Here is a 14,841-nt window from a genome sequence, read left to right as displayed (position 1 = left end):
CGCCAGCGTCACTTGGTGACGAGCGGGCAGCCGCTGTCTTCAGCCTTGATGAAGGCCTTGTCGCCCGGAATGGTCGCAAGGTAGGTGTAGTAGTCCCAGTCCTTCTTCGACTCCTCGGGCTTCTTGACCTGATAGAGATACATGTCGTGCACCATCGAGCCGTCGGCCTGTACCTTGCCGTTGGCGTTGATGATGTCGTCGACGGGCATTTCATGGAGTTGCTTGGCGACCGCCTCGGTTTCGTCGGTGCCGGCCTTGTCGATGGCCTTGAGATATTGCAGCACCGCCGAATAGGTGCCGGCCTGGATCATGTTGGGCATGCGGTTGGTGCGCTTGAAGAAGCGCCCGGCGAAGTCGCGGCTCTTGTCGTCGCGGTCCCAGTAAAACCCTTCGGTGAGCACCACGCCCTGCGCCGCCTGCAGGCCGAGGCCGTGCACCTCGGCAAGCGTGAACAGAAGTGCTGCCAGCCGCTGGCCGCCGGCGACGATGCCGAACTCGGCCGCCTGCTTGATGGTATTGGAGGTGTCGAGGCCGGCATTGGCAAGGCCGATAACCTTGGCGCCGGAGGACTGCGCCTGCAGCAGGAAGGAGGAATAATCCGTCGATCCCAAGGGGTAACGCACCTCGCCCAGCACTTTGCCGCCGCTTGCCCCAACAACCTTTGAGGTCTGCTCCTTCAGCGAATAGCCGAAGGCATAGTCGACGGTGATGAAATACCAGCTGTCGCCGCCCTGCTGCACAAGCGCGCCGCCGGTGCCGACCGCCTGCGAGTGGGTATCGTAAGCCCAGTGGAAACCGTAGGGCGAGCATTGCTTGCCGGTCAGGTCGGCCGATGCCGCTCCGGTAACGATGTCGATCTTCTTCTTTTCCTTGGACAACCCCTGGACGGCGAGCGCCACCGAGGATGTCGTCAGTTCCATGATCGCGTCGACCTGCTCGGTGTCGTACCACTGGCGCGCAATGTTGGAGGCAATGTCGGGCTTGTTCTGGTGATCGGCGTTGACGATCTCGATTGGCGCGCCCTGCACCTTGCCGCCAAAATCCTCGACCGCCAACCTGGCGGCCTCGACCGACCATTTGCCGCCGAAATCGGCATAGACGCCCGACTGGTCGTTGAGGATGCCGATCTTGACCTTGCCGTCGGAAATTTCGCCGGCCGCCGCCGGCATCGCAGTCGCCGCAAGCAGCGCGGCTGAGACGAGATAGGATGCTTTCACAGATGGTTCCTCCCTTGTGGCCGACGCTGGAAAACGCGGCGGCCTTGCAATGGTTCAACAGCTCCGTCCGGTTCTCGCTGAAATCCGGGCCAGCGCCCGCCACTTCTCCTCTTGGCAACCCCTCCGCCCTGGGTGCGCCGGGAACCGTAGCATCACATTTCGCAAGGGGAGAATGCTATTTTCGTAGCATGGCGTGTGGGCGCTACCAGTCCGGCTCAATTGGAAGGTCTTCGGAAAAGCCGCTCGGGCCAGGAAGGGACAGCGTTGCGGCCGCAGCGTCCAGCAGTGCCCCCGGAAGCCCTTTGAGATGCTCGCTGTCCAGCGGAAGCGCAAGATAGCCCGTGGCAATGCGTGCTGCCGCTTCCGCCTGTTCACGATCTCTCATTGCCTTGACCGCAGACCGATCAGGCAGCGTGGCCAGCCAAGCCTTGTGCAGAGCGAACATTCGAGGGTCGACCGTCGGCATGCTTACGGGATAGCCACGCTCATCGATCGCCACAGCCTCCACCTTCGGGGCGTTGATGAGCCATTGCAGCCCCTCCATGGGTGCGCTGTCGAGATCGTCGGCAAGCTGTGTAATCGAGGTAGTGGCGTTGTCCTTGAGGACATGTCTTGCCTGCGGACGGATCAGGTCGACCAGATAGCCATCACGGTTCGCTGCCCTGAAGGCCCGGGGCTGGAGCGGCTTGAAGGACCTGTCCACTTTACGCAACACGCCTATCAGGCCGGACTGGCTTACCCTCTCGCCGGTCACGAAGCTGATGCGGCGTCGGGAATCGAAGAGCAGGTCGATGTCGCCGGTTGCCGTGAGACCGCTGGTGATCTGGACGCCCGCCAGAGCCTCGTAAGCGAACAGCGCATTCGTGCCGACGACCATCAACTGCTTGCCCAGCAGGTCTGTTTCGGCGCACCGCCGCAATATCCGTGCGGCGATGGCCGGTACCCTGCCCAACCCCATTGCCACATTGACTTTCGCCAGGCCGTTCAGGCGATCGGCCAGACCTGCCAGCAGATCCTTGTTCTGCACCCTGCCCTCGGAAAACGCAGCGAACGCCTTCTCCGTCTGGCTGCTTTTCGGCCCGAGTGAATTCTCGACCTGCCGGACCTTCCGCAGCAGGTATTCAGCACCGTTGCGCTCAACCCAGCGCATGCTGCCTGCAAAGCGCCTTTGGCGCTGGTCATCAGCACGCTGCCAGGCCTCGTAGACCTGTTGCGTATCTATGAGTTGGCGCCGCTAATTAACAATATGTTGCTATGCTTTTTCCACTATCGCAGCTATCACCCACACGCCGAGTGGAAAAAAAACAACACGTTATGTCCGAGAAAGGGAGGCCAGAGCCTCACACGCCGGTTTTTAGCTGCGCGCGCCATGGCAGCCGCTTGCCGTCGCCTCACCGCTTCTGCGGATAGATCGTCTCGCCGCGCTTCAGCATCTCGACAAAAGCCTCGATCTTCTTCCTGCGCCCCGCCTCCGTCTTCATGTTGTGCGTTCGAAACGCCAGCGCGAACCGGTTCTGGGCGGAAAGCTTTGCCAGCATCTCCTTCGCCTTCGGCTCGGCGTCGATGGCGGCCTGCAGATCGTCAGGGATCTTCATGTCCTTGCCTGAGGCATAGGCGCGGTCCCAGCGGCCGTCGGCCTTGGCCGCCTCGACCTGTTTCAGCCCGTGTTCGGTCATGCGGCCCTCCTCGACCAGGCGGGCGACATTGTCGATGTTGATCTTGCTCCAGATGCTCTTCTTGCCGCGCGGCGTGTAGCGCTGCAGAAAGCTCTTGTCGTCGAGCGGCTTGCGTATGGCGTCGATCCAGCCGAAGCACAGCGCCACGTCGATGGCCTGCTTCGGCGTGATCGAGGCGAGGCCCGAGCCGACCTTGTGGACCTTGATCCAGACCTCGCTCTCGCCGGCATGATTTTCGCGCAGCCAGGCGTAAAAACTGTCGGGATCGGGGAATTCATGAACCTTGTCGGGATCGACCTTGAACGGCGCCATCATCACCTCGTTGTTGCCGGGCCGGCTGTATCGGCTGTCGATGCCAGTTTCCGTCCGCGGCGTCGATACCCCCTAGCCTATTGCGAGCCGGCTTGCGCCCAAGCCGGCGCTCATGGCAGTTTCCCGGCTGGTCGAGCCGGGCAAGGCAGACTGCAATTCGGGGGAAATGCCATGCGATCGATGTTACTCGGCCTCATCCTTTTGCTGCCGGCCTCGGCGCTCGCCGAACCCATCGAAACCCAGAAGATCATCACCGCGCTGACCGGCGACTTCAATGGGGACGGCGCCGCCGATCTGGCGATGATCGTCGAGACCGAGCCCGAAGACGATACCATGGACATGCATTTCTTCCTGAGGGACAAAAAGTACAATTTTCTGAAACCCGCCGGCGTCGTGCATGAGCAGGTCTACGGCGAATGGAACGACTACGACCAGCCGCATTATGAGGGCTCCGGCATCGAACCGGAGTTGACCTTGCTGCCCAACGGCTCGATCAAGATCTATCTGCCGGGGCTGATCGGCCCCGGCGAGCGGACCGACATGACGCTGACCATCGCCTGGCGCAACGAGGCCTTCGTCGTCGCCGGCGTTGCCTATGACCATTACAAATACCAGTCCGTTGTCGTCTACAGCAGCTGCGACTACGACGTGCTGACCGGCAAGGGCAAAAGTATGCAGACGCAGGATGATGACAGCAAGGTGAACAGTATCGTGTCTGTCGAAGGCCAGGTCGTGCCCTTCGCGGAGTGGGACACGGGGACGCCTTTTAGGGTATGCGGGGATTGAGGGGGCAGCCAATCTCCCCCCTCGTGGGGGAGATGGCCGGCAAGGGGGCCGCTGTCCCGCCAACGCACCGGCCAGTGTCAGCCACGTTTATCCCGCGATCTTCACTGCAGATGCGGTTTCTTCAAAAAGCTGTTTCGGTCGGCGGATTTCACTCGCAGCCAAGTCTCACGACCGTCACGCACGACCCTGAGAGGAATCTCCGAACCCGCCGGATTCTGCCATAGCTTGCGGTAGAAATCGGCGAGACCGTCGACCTCGCCATCGCGCACGTCGGAGATGATGTCGCCCTGGCGCAGGCCGGCCTTGGCGGCGGGGCCGCCTTCGGCGACGCTCATCACCACGACCGCACCGTTCGACTCGGCCGAGAAGGCGCCGAGCCATGGGCGCGGCGGCTTCGCCACCTGGCCGCGCGTCAGCAGATCGTCGAGGATCGGGGTCAGAAGGTTGATCGGCACGACCATGTTGATGTCGGCGACCTCGCCGTTGCGGCTCATCTGCAAAAGCAGCGAACCGATGCCGAGCAGGCTGCCATCCTGGCCGATGAGCGCCGCGCCGCCCCAGGACGGATGCGCCGGGGCAATGAAGATCGCCTCGTCAAGCAGATATTCCCAATAGCCGGCGAATTCCTGCTTGGTGACGATGTGCGCCTTGACCGAGCGGCCGGTGCCGTCGGCAAAGACCACGGGGTCGCCGATCTTGGCCTTCGAGGCGTCGCCCAGCGCCACCGCCGGCAGGCCGAGCGGCGCCAGCGCCTGCACCAGGCCGAAGCCTGTCTCCTGGTCATAGGCCAGCGCATGTGCCGGCACGACGCGGCCGTCCTGGTCGGTCAGCCAGACCTCCTCGGCCTCGGTGATGAGATAGCCTATGGTGAGCACCAGCCCGTCGCCGCGGATAACGACGCCGCTGCCTTCCCGGCGCGTGCCCAGGGCATTGGCCGTGAAGGCATCGTCGGGAACCATGGCGCGCACGCCAACGACGGAGCGCAAGAGCGGGGAAACGGGATCGATGGGCATGCTTTCATCCTGGCAGATTATGCGTGGGCAGTATCCTCTATAGGTATGCCGCGCTGCACAGGGCGCAAGGGCTTAGGCAACAAGGCAATCATTTCAGAGGCTGGCGCTGCTCCTCGTCCGCCTGCCGGCACCTTCTCCCCCGTATAGCGACGGGGAGAAGGGAGATGGCCGCAACATCGGCGCTCTTGGCAACGCTGGCAATTGGCGAAATCAGTAGGCGACAGCGTCCTTCTCGCCGTCACTATACGGGGAGAAGTGCCCGGCAGGGCGATGAGGGGCGGCGCCGACATCGATAATAGTTCAACACAAGTTGAACCTTTCTGAATTGCACCTATGTGTTCCCGTATCTAGGTTCGGCCGACTTTTCCGCCATCAGTCTCGCGCCCTCGCGCAAGTCGTTTTCGCCCCGCCAAACCCAAGGAATTTCCCGCATGACCGAATACACCCCGCCGAAAGTCTGGAGCTGGAAGAAAGCCAATGGCGGCACGTTCGCCAGCATCAACCGGCCTATTGCCGGTCCGACGCATGACAAGGTGCTGCCGGTCGGCAAGCATCCGCTGCAGCTCTATTCGCTGGCGACGCCGAATGGGGTCAAAGTGACTGTCATGCTGGAGGAGCTTCTGGCGCTCGGCCACAAGGGCGCCGAATACGACGCCTGGCTGATCCGCATCAACGATGGCGACCAGTTCGGCTCGGGGTTTGTCGAGGTCAACCCCAACTCCAAGATCCCGGCGCTGCTCGACCGCAGCGGCAAGACGCCTGTCCGCGTCTTCGAGTCCGGTTCGATCCTGCTTTATCTCGCGGAAGAGTTCGGCGAGTTCCTGCCGACCGAACAGCCGGCGCGCGCGGAAACCTTGTCGTGGCTGTTCTGGCAGATGGGTTCGGCGCCCTATCTCGGCGGCGGCTTCGGCCATTTCTACGCCTATGCGCCGGAAAAGTTCGAATACGCCATCGACCGCTTCGCCATGGAGACCAAGCGCCAGCTCGACGTGCTCGACCGGCGGCTGGCAGAGACCGAATATCTCGGCGGCGCCTTCTATTCGATCGCCGACATGGCGGTATGGCCCTGGTATGGCGGCCTGGCGCTCGGCCGCATGTACAATGATTCCGCCGAATTCCTGTCGGTGCAGGACTACGAGCACGTACAACGCTGGGCCAAGGCGATCGACGTCCGCCCGACCGTGCAACGCGGCCGCATGGTCAACCGCGCCTTCGGCGACCCCGCCATGCAACTGCACGAGCGCCACGACGCCAGCGATTTCGAGACGAAGACGCAGGATAAATTGGTGGTGGCGGAGTGACTTTTTTACCCTCCCCCTTGTGGGGAGGGTCGATCCGCAAAGCGGATCGGGGTGGGGGTCGGCGCCAAGCACCCCCACCCGACCTTCGGTCGACCTCCCCACAAGGGGGAGGTAGGGCGCCTAGCCCTTCATCAATTTCGCCAGTCTCGGCACGCCTTCACCCACCGCGCGTTCATCAGCCAGCGTAAAGCTCATCCGCATCGTGTTGCGGCCCGAACCGTCGGCGTAGAATGCGTTGCCCGGCACGAACGCCACGCGGGCTTCCTTGACCGAGCGGGCGAGCAGTGCCGTGGCGTCCGCACCTTCGGGCAACGTCAGCCAGACGAACATGCCGCCTTCCGGTCGGCTCCAGCTGACGCCATCCGGCATTTCCGCCTCAAGCGCTGCAAGCAAGCCGTCGCGGCGCTGGCGATAGGCGCCGATCAGCTTTTCCACCTGGCCGTCATACACGGCCTCGGAGACCCGGTGCATCACCAGCTGGTTGATCGACGGGCTGTGCAGGTCCGACGCCTGCTTCATCAGCACCAGTCGCTCGACGACGCGGCGCGGCGCGCAGACCCAGCCGACGCGCATGCCCGGCGACAGAATCTTTGAGAACGAGCCGCAATAGAGCGTGCGGGCATTTTCGATGCCGCCTGAGCGTTCGCAGTCGAGCGCCAGGATCGGTGGCTGGCCCTCGCCGTCATAGCGCAGCGCGCGATACGCGGCGTCCTCGATGACGGCAATGTCGAGCTCGCCGGCGAGGTCAAGCACCGCCTCGCGTTGCTGGCGGTTCAGCGTCTCGCCGGTCGGGTTGGCGAAATCGGGCACCAGATAGGCGAATTTCACCTTGCCGCCTGCAGCGGCAGCCGCGGCCTGGTAGGCGGCGGGCGTCATGTTGCCGCCATCCGGCGTCAGCCGGTCGTAGCGCGGCTCATAGGCGTTGAAGGCCTGGAGCGCGCCGAGATAGGTCGGCCACGTCACGAGCGCTGTGTCGCCCGGCGACAGGAACAGCTTGCCGAGATAATCCAGCGCCTGCTGCGAGCCGGAGGTGATGAAGATGTTGTGCTCGTCGCAGGCGATGCCAAGCTTGCCCATCTGGCCGGCCAGCCATTTTCTGAGCGGCAGATAGCCTTCGGAGACCTGATACTGAAGTGCTGCGCTCGCCTCCGCGCCGCCCAGCACCGAGGCGTAAGCATCGGCGATCGCCTGCGCCGGAAACAAAGCCGGATCGGGGATGCCGCCGGCAAAGGAGATGATGTCGGGCTGGTCGAGCAGTTTGAGCAGCTCGCGGATTTCCGACGCCTTCATGCGCGAGGCGCGCGACGCCAACAGGTCCATCAAACTCACGAGCCCACTCCCGGGATACGGCATCTGGTCCAGCATGACCGTTCCGGCCATGCGATTTAGGTCAATCTGACTGACCTATTATCAGGCTCCCTCACCCGCTGGAATAGCCAGACCCTCATTCCGCGTGGCCCAGACGAAAAAGCAAACACATTTTGGCCGCTGCACAGGGAAAATTGTTGCGCGCCGAGGGGCGCGGATGCAACCTCATTCCGAGCGGACCGGCATAAAAAGAAAGCGGTCTCAACAAGGGGGGTTAAAATGACGCTTGAGCTCATCGGGGCCGGATTCGGCCGCACCGGCACATGGTCGACCTTTGCCGCGCTGAACAGGCTGGGCCTTCCCAGCTATCACATGCAGGAAGTCATCCTCAACAAGGCCAACAAGGGCCATCTCGACTTCTGGCGCAAGGTGGCCAACAGCCCGCCCGGCAGCCAGCACGACTGGACCAGAGTCTTTGCCAATTACAAGGCGACGGTCGACAATCCGGGATGCTGCGTGTGGCGCGAATTGATGGCCGCCTATCCCGACGCCAAGGTGCTGCTCACCCTGCATCCGCGCGGCGCCGAGGCCTGGTACGACAGCACCATCGACACCATCCACTTCACCGAGACATTGTGGCAGTTCAAGGTGCTGGAATGGCTGACGCCGTTCGGCCGCAAATTCGGCGACATGTCGCACAGACTGATCTGGGGCCGCACGCTTGCCGGCGTGATGGACGACCGCGCCAAGGCGGTGGCGCGCTACAACGCCTATACCGAGGAGGTGATAGCGGCCGTGCCGCCGGAGAAGCTTCTGGTGTTCAAAGTCAGCGATGGCTGGGCGCCGCTCTGCGGCTTCCTCGGCGTGGCGCTGCCCAACGAGCCCTTCCCCAACCTCAACGACCGCGAAAGCGTGAAGAAGATCATCCGCGACATCATCAAGGGCAGCTACATCATGCTGGGGCTGTCGGTGGCGGCGGTGCTTGCGGCGATCGCGGCGCTGTGGTGGTGGCTGGGGTAGCCGCCGGACCGTCAGAATATTGCTACTTGCGCGTGATCCAGCCGAGCAGATCCGGCTCGACGTCTTCGTGGTCGGTCAGGTCGCGAACCAGGGAGGCGGCGAGCGCGCGCCAGCACTTTTCCGGGACATTGTCTTCCATCACCGATTTGATGAAGGCGGCGCGCAGGATGGCGCAATCGAAGGCGGATACATCGAAAAGCAGTTCTGCCATTTCGGTTTTCCCCGCTCACATCGGGCGGGCGGGCCTGTCGAAGCCTCAGGCGCCAGCGTCCCATATACATGGTCACGACAGCGGATTCATACTCTTGCCGAACCAAGGTTCAACACAATTCGATTGTACGGTTTTTACCAAGCGATTGCGGTTCGTTGCCCGCTTTTGCGCCGATGCTAGATTTGCCGGGCGGCCTCTCCCCAGATGGCCGCAAATGGCCGGCGCGGCTCTGGCAACATGCTTTCACCGGCATTCGCGTCGGCCATTTCCAGCGGTGCCAGGCTCAGCCCAGCAGGCGTTCGTAATCGGCCTCGGCCTGGCCGTAGAAACCGTCGGCGACGGCGATCAGGCCATCGCGGTCGCGAATGACGATCTCGCCGCGCCTCGACCGGATCAGGCCGCGCCCTTCCAGGATCTGTAGGCCGATGGTGACGCCCGGACGCCTGACGCCGAGCATGACGGACAGGAACTCATGCGTGATCTGGATCTGGTGGCCGACCACCCTGTCGTCACACATCAGGAGCCATCGGGCCAGCCGATCCTCGAGCTTGGCGCGGGCATTGCTCAGCGCCGTGGATTTGGTCTGGCCGTGCAGATAATGGGCATAGCGCAGCAGGAAGGCGCGAAGCGTCGGGCTTTTCTGCAGCGCTGCCTTGAACGGCTCGGAACCGATGCACACCGCCTCGCCCGGCATCTGCATGTAGCAGTCATGGGGCGCCCAGTCGGCGCCCATCACCAAGGCGGAGCCCGACATGCCTTCGTGGCCGATGATGCCGACCTCGGTGTCCAGGCCCGGCCGGTTCCTCGCCACCACCGAGGCCAGGCCGCTTTCCAGGAAGCAGACCGAGGCGACCGGCTCGCCCGCCATTTCGAGCGGGGCTTTGAGATCGAGCACACGATGGTGCAAATGCGGCGCAAGCAGTGCGAAGTCGGCCGGGTTCATGCGGCGCAAGAGGCCGCTTTTCTCCTTGCTGACCGACTGGTCCATCGCTCTCTCCCCAAGGGCAAGAGCACATGTCATCTCCCAGCCGTCGGCGCCCTGCCCAAATGCAAACGGTCATTGGACGATAGCTGACTCGGATTCAGCCATTGTACTTCGTACAAAACCGACAAATCAGGGGCGACGCCCCATGGATCAATCCAGCAGCTTTTCCTGGATCAGCGCTTCGGGCGGTCAGCCGCAACCATGCGCGCTTCGCGCACGATGGACGAGCGATCGTTGCCGATCAGCGATGCGATCTCTTGTATCTGCTGCTCGGAGGCCCCGGTTTACCGCGCCAAGGCCGCGAGCGCCTCGGCGCTCAGACCGGACTGTCTCGGTTGCTCCGCCATGGCTCCAATGCCTCCTGTCGGGGCAGGAGTGCGATGGTCGCTCCCAAGCGTCAGCGCCCATTGATGTGGCCGACGATGCTGCACTGTACGCTTCCGAACAATCGATGGCGAGCGATATATTAGCGACGCTGGATGCGGCCCTAGAACGGCAGCCTTATCTCATCGATCGACCTCGTCTCCGTCCAGCCAATGTCCTTCTGGATCTCCGTCGGCAGCGCATTCAGTGCGCGCACGGTCTTCCTGTGCTTGCTGGCGCGCGCCAGGGCAGCGCGAATTCTGCTGAGACTTTCAAACATCGGTTACCTCCATGCAGCAGCAGAGCGCTGCCTTAGGCCCGCTCTTGCACGGCCTCTGTAACCGATCGATTGCGCGGCAACGGTGAAGCGCTTCACAAACCGATGCCGCCCAGAAACATTTGTATACAAATCAATTCAGGAAACGGGAGAGTCGCTAAGGAGGCCGCGCCAGACTGCCCGCGTCCAAAAGGCCGATATCCGCGTCGAGCTTGCGGGACGCTGGACCAAGGGCATGACGGTCTGCAATTTCGAGAAAATGGGCGGCATGCACCATTTCGGCGGCACGGCGAGCGAGCAGACCGACTTCCGTCACACCGTGGCGGTGAAGCTCGACCATGCGAAGTTTTGCGATCTGATCGTGGCTGCGCTGGGCCGGTTCGTGTAGGCCAAGGGGTGACTCCCTCTTCCCGGGCAATCGCATGGGATTGCGCCAGCCCCTTATGCGATTGCCCTGCCCTCCTCCGCGCCATCGCCGGCATCGTCGTCCGCCCCCTCGGCTATGGACGAATCCCATCATGCGCAATAAGGATGGGGTCTGCCGTGGCGCTTTCGCGCCGGGGCAGGCGACGTTCGTTCAATGACGCTGCGCCGGGCGCCTTTGACGCCGCCCCGCAAAAGTGTCGATACCGGGGGATCTGGTCATGACCGACAACAAGCCGACCGTAGATGTTACCAAGGACTGGCAGGCAACGCAGGGCCAGAAGTCCGGGGCCACGCGGCTGCGCCTGTTCGCCGTGCTGTCGTGGGTCATCGCCATTGGCGGCGAGATCGCCGGGATCGTCTTGCTCTACAAGCACAAGTTCGACCAGGGCAACCTGCCGCTGCTGATCGGCATCCTGGTCGGCATCGCGATCTTCGCCATCGTCGGCAGCCTGCTCTGGAAGGCGGCCAACCGGAAGGACCCGGCCCGCGAATCCGACACGTTCAGGTTCTTCGTCCAGAACCAGCTCGGCGCGATCATCACGCTGATTGCCTTCCTGCCGCTGGTTATCCTGATCCTCAACGACAAGAACATGGATCCGAAGAGCAAGAAGATTGCCGGCGGCGTCGGCGCGGTGCTGGCCGTGCTGGCGACCCTGATCGGGGTCAGCTACCAGCCGCCGTCGGTCGAGCAGTACACGCAGGACATGAACACCTGCGCGGAACAGATCAAGGCGGGGCAGCCGACCACGGCCTGTTCGCCCGAGGTCGCCGCGCAGGCGCAGGCGATCGCCACCGACTCCACCACGGTGGCCGCGGCGACGAAGGACGCGGCACACCCCAACGGTCAGGATATCGTCTACTGGATCGCGCCGGAAAACGGCGCCGCCAAGTCCGACACCGAGCATGTCTTCCACCTCTGCGCAGCGGTCAGCCCGCTGAAGGACAAGACCGTCAACAGCGGCTCGGTAACGGAAGCCTACGCCCAGAACGCCATCCGCATCACGAAGCAGATCGAGATGGAACAGAAGCAGTGCGGGTTCACGGCGGCACCGTGAATGAGGCTGCGGGCTGGCGAGCCTAGTCGGGTGCGCCTGCGGCATGGCGGCAATGGCGGCTTGGTCTTTGTACGGCTATAGCTTTTTGAAGAGCTCGGGAATGTTCGGGCCCGCCTTGCCTGGCCGCAGTCTGATCCCGTTCTCGAAGCCGTTCGGCCTCGCGCATTGAAAACCTTGGTGCGCAAGGAGCGCCATCAGCGAGTCGCGGCGAAGTGGTGCAGGTGCTCGTTGGGCAGATGCAGCGCGACGTCCGGAACCACGCATCGCCATCGGCGCCGAACTCGCGATGAAGAGCGTGCTTCCGAGACGCTGGGTTCCTGGCCCAGCTACCCTGCCCGACTTGTGGAAGAGTGTCACTGCGGTGACCCCACCCCAATAGGAATAGAGCTGCGCACGGAAGGTGGGACGGCGATACTGACAAATGCTAGCAGGTAAGGTGAAAAGTATCTAGACAGTAGAATATCATCGTGACAGGTTCTCTCCGGGCCGAGGATTTAAACTCCTCAATTGGGAAACAACGATAATCCGTAGCCAACTTTCTGCGTTAATTATCGTGCCTTCAGGCGCGCGATAATAGTTTAACCGGCACGGACTGGGGGGAAACATATGCGTGTGCTGCTGGCACTGTCCGGCCCTGTTGGCGTCGGGAAGTCAAAATTTTGCGAAATCCTCAAGAAGCGCTTCGCGGCCGATTGTCTCTCGACACGCGATCTTCTTATCGCCTCCGGAGCTAAGAGCGAGCGGGAAGACCTCCAAGCGGCCGGCGAGCGCTTGGATCAAGAAACGGATGGCAAGTGGGTCTCCGATGCGCTCGCGGCTCATCTTTCGGATGATGGGCCAAGTGTTGTCATCATCGATGCGATTCGCATCAAGAAACAGATTGATCACATTAGGCAGGCCTTCGGCGATCGATTCCGCGTTTGGCACGTTTTTCTCGACGCGAGCGACGAGATTTTGGAAGATCGCTATGCCAACCGCAAAAAAAAGATCGCGGAATTTGCTACATACGGAGAGCTCAAAGCGAGCCCGACCGAAGCGCGCATTCGCCTTCTCAAAGGCGTGGTAGATCGCGCAGTAGATACATCCCGCTGCGAACCAGCTTCAGCTGTTGCGCAGGCCGTGGCCGGATTAGGTCTCTATCCCCTCCAGCCGGAGCGGCTCGTGGACGTGGTTGTCGGCGGCCAATACGGCAGTGAAGGCAAGGGGCATATGTGTGCCTATCTCGCGCGCGACTACGATTTGCTCATTCGTGTCGGCGGTCCGAACGCCGGACACAAGGTGAGGCACCCTGAATACACATACGTTCAGCTGCCTTCAGGCACCCAATCTAACCCGAACGCCGGTATCTTAATCGGCGCGGGCGCCACAATTTCCCTTCCAGTGATCTTCAAGGAAATCAAGGATCTCAAGCTTAACCCAGATCGGCTATCTATCGACGGACGAGCGGTGATCATAGAGCCAAGTGATATCGAGTACGAAGAGCGCTCGATGGATGCAATCGGCTCCACTAAAAAGGGTGTCGGCGTTGCTACGGCGCGCAAGATTCTTGGACGCGACAAGGAAATTCATCTCGGTGCAAAAGTGCGCCTGGCAAGAGACATTTCTGATCTCCAGCCGTTTATCGTTGATGGCGGCGAGGTGCTAGAGCGCGCCTACGCAAAAGGGAAACGCATCTGCCTGGAGGGGACGCAAGGCACAGATCTCAGCCTGCATCATGCCGATTACCCTTACGTTACGTCAAGAGAGACGACGGCATCAGGATGTTTGGCCGACGCCGGCATCGCGCCCGGCCGCGTTCGAAAGATCGTCATGGTGACTAGAACTTATCCGATAAGAGTGGGCGGCACCTCGGGCGAAATGGCTCGACCAATCGAAGCACAGATAATCGCAGATCGCTCAGATTTGCCGGTCGAAAAAATTCAAAAAACTGAGGTCGGGACGGTGTCAGGAAAGAAGCGTCGGATCGCCGAGTTCGACTGGGAGCAAGTTCGTCGCACCGCAGTTATCAATGGCGCAACGGATATCGCGCTGTCTTTTTCTGACTACATAAGCGAGCTGAACCAACGGGCGAGGAGCTACCAGCAACTCACGACCGAGACCCGAGATTTCATAGAGGGCGTTGAACGGGTTGCTAACGCGCCCGTATCTCTGATCTCGACTCGATTCGAAGCGCGAGGAATCATTGATCGGAGGAATTGGAAATGACCGCCGACGAGCTCATTGCTCTCCACCCTCGTCTTTGGCACATGGCGGCGGACGCAAGTTGGCCAGCAATCCAGAAATATGGGCTCCTTAGTACATCTTCGTTGCTCGATCTATACGGCTACGATGGGGACAAGCGACTCGCGTTAGAGAGTATCAAGCGTGCGGAATCGGTTAAAATCATCGCGCCCGGGCTACCAGGGGCGACCGTTCGCGACCAAAAGCCGATGTCGGACAAGGCCCTTAAAAAGTGCCTTCAGGACGGACTTACGCCAATCGAATGGTACCAGTCGTTGAACGAGAAGGTATTTTTCTGGCTGACGCGCGCTCGGCTTCAGACATTGCTCGCGGCTTACGCGCATTCTCCGCAAATTGTCCTGACCCTTGATACCGCCACCGTAGTCGCAGCGCACGCAGAGAACATTTTGCTTTGTCCGATTAACAGCGGATCCACGATCATGAACCCGGCTCCGCGGGGAGCGGAGTCATTTCTGGCAATCGAGGATTTCCCTTATGAAAACTGGAGGCTGAAACGCGGCAACAAACGGAAAGCCGTCGTCGAGCTCGTCGTGACCGGAGGCGTTCCGGATGTCAAAGACCATGTACTTGCTGTTCATCGGATCGTGGACGGAGCCGTTGCTGAAATATGGCGTCGGCCGGGCGACATTGGAGACGTAGGACCCTAGATA

At 61.7% G+C, this 14,841-nt stretch carries 15 protein-coding genes; 7 read left to right on the top strand and 8 right to left on the bottom strand.

The window, feature by feature from the left end:
* Positions 1-8 precede the first annotated feature (8 nt).
* The 3 genes from NKH38_RS12055 to NKH38_RS12045 form a co-directional block, all read right to left on the bottom strand.
* A complete protein-coding gene (locus NKH38_RS12055) occupies positions 9-1,217 on the bottom strand; it encodes an ABC transporter substrate-binding protein (RefSeq protein WP_352760354.1) in 1,209 nt (402 codons plus the stop codon).
* A 202-nt stretch (positions 1,218-1,419) separates the two neighbouring features.
* Entirely contained in the window at positions 1,420-2,367 is a 948-nt protein-coding gene (locus tag NKH38_RS12050; protein ID WP_352760351.1) for a GSU2403 family nucleotidyltransferase fold protein, read from the bottom strand.
* A gap of 241 nt (positions 2,368-2,608) precedes the next feature.
* Positions 2,609-3,205: a YdeI/OmpD-associated family protein gene (locus NKH38_RS12045; protein ID WP_023693762.1), complete on the bottom strand. Its 597-nt coding sequence runs from the start codon at positions 3,203-3,205 to the stop codon at positions 2,609-2,611.
* A gap of 171 nt (positions 3,206-3,376) precedes the next feature.
* Between NKH38_RS12045 and NKH38_RS12040 the strand changes: the two genes are divergently transcribed.
* On the top strand, positions 3,377-3,991 hold the full coding sequence (locus NKH38_RS12040) for a hypothetical protein (protein WP_023715162.1): 615 nt from the start codon (positions 3,377-3,379) through the stop codon (positions 3,989-3,991).
* A 101-nt stretch (positions 3,992-4,092) separates the two neighbouring features.
* Here NKH38_RS12040 and NKH38_RS12035 read toward each other — a convergent pair whose 3' ends face one another.
* On the bottom strand, positions 4,093-5,004 hold the full coding sequence (locus NKH38_RS12035) for a S1C family serine protease (protein WP_023671416.1): 912 nt from the start codon (positions 5,002-5,004) through the stop codon (positions 4,093-4,095).
* 431 nt (positions 5,005-5,435) lie between these two features.
* On the opposite strand from NKH38_RS12035, the gene yghU reads away from it, so the two are divergent.
* The gene (gene yghU, locus NKH38_RS12030) at positions 5,436-6,305 is read left to right on the top strand and encodes a glutathione-dependent disulfide-bond oxidoreductase (protein WP_352760346.1); all 870 of its coding nucleotides are present in this window, start codon (positions 5,436-5,438) and stop codon (positions 6,303-6,305) included.
* A 120-nt stretch (positions 6,306-6,425) separates the two neighbouring features.
* Here yghU and NKH38_RS12025 read toward each other — a convergent pair whose 3' ends face one another.
* Positions 6,426-7,625, bottom strand: a complete 1,200-nt coding sequence (locus tag NKH38_RS12025) for an aminotransferase-like domain-containing protein (RefSeq protein WP_352546142.1) — start codon at positions 7,623-7,625, stop codon at positions 6,426-6,428.
* Positions 7,626-7,892: 267 nt separating this feature from the next.
* On the opposite strand from NKH38_RS12025, the gene NKH38_RS12020 reads away from it, so the two are divergent.
* Entirely contained in the window at positions 7,893-8,633 is a 741-nt protein-coding gene (locus NKH38_RS12020) for a sulfotransferase family protein (protein WP_023693766.1), read from the top strand.
* Between the two features lie 22 nt (positions 8,634-8,655).
* Here NKH38_RS12020 and NKH38_RS12015 read toward each other — a convergent pair whose 3' ends face one another.
* From NKH38_RS12015 to NKH38_RS12005, 3 genes are all read right to left on the bottom strand, one after another.
* Complete coding sequence (locus NKH38_RS12015) at positions 8,656-8,844, bottom strand: hypothetical protein (RefSeq protein ID WP_023693767.1); 189 nt, start codon at positions 8,842-8,844, stop codon at positions 8,656-8,658.
* 283 nt (positions 8,845-9,127) lie between these two features.
* Positions 9,128-9,832, bottom strand: a complete 705-nt coding sequence (locus tag NKH38_RS12010) for a Crp/Fnr family transcriptional regulator (RefSeq protein ID WP_352760341.1) — start codon at positions 9,830-9,832, stop codon at positions 9,128-9,130.
* A 484-nt stretch (positions 9,833-10,316) separates the two neighbouring features.
* A complete protein-coding gene (locus tag NKH38_RS12005) occupies positions 10,317-10,472 on the bottom strand; it encodes a DUF1127 domain-containing protein (RefSeq protein WP_352760340.1) in 156 nt (51 codons plus the stop codon).
* A gap of 82 nt (positions 10,473-10,554) precedes the next feature.
* Here NKH38_RS12005 and NKH38_RS12000 point away from each other — a divergent pair, with 82 nt between their 5' ends.
* The 4 genes from NKH38_RS12000 (at position 10,555) to NKH38_RS11985 (ending at position 14,838) form a co-directional block, all read left to right on the top strand.
* A complete protein-coding gene (locus NKH38_RS12000; protein WP_352760338.1) occupies positions 10,555-10,857 on the top strand; it encodes a hypothetical protein in 303 nt (100 codons plus the stop codon).
* 256 nt (positions 10,858-11,113) lie between these two features.
* A complete protein-coding gene (locus NKH38_RS11995; protein ID WP_352760336.1) occupies positions 11,114-11,950 on the top strand; it encodes an SLC5/6 family protein in 837 nt (278 codons plus the stop codon).
* A 606-nt stretch (positions 11,951-12,556) separates the two neighbouring features.
* Positions 12,557-14,155: an adenylosuccinate synthetase gene (locus tag NKH38_RS11990; RefSeq protein WP_352760333.1), complete on the top strand. Its 1,599-nt coding sequence runs from the start codon at positions 12,557-12,559 to the stop codon at positions 14,153-14,155.
* Entirely contained in the window at positions 14,152-14,838 is a 687-nt protein-coding gene (locus NKH38_RS11985; RefSeq protein ID WP_352760330.1) for a DUF7002 family protein, read from the top strand. The genes NKH38_RS11990 and NKH38_RS11985 overlap by 4 nt, the downstream gene beginning before the upstream one ends.
* Positions 14,839-14,841 lie beyond the last annotated feature (3 nt).

Origin of the sequence: Mesorhizobium sp. M1078 (assembly GCF_040318615.1) — a bacterium.
GTDB lineage: Bacteria > Pseudomonadota > Alphaproteobacteria > Rhizobiales > Rhizobiaceae > Mesorhizobium.
Note: the sequence above shows the minus strand (reverse complement) of the source record. Positions and strands in the feature narration are given on the sequence as shown.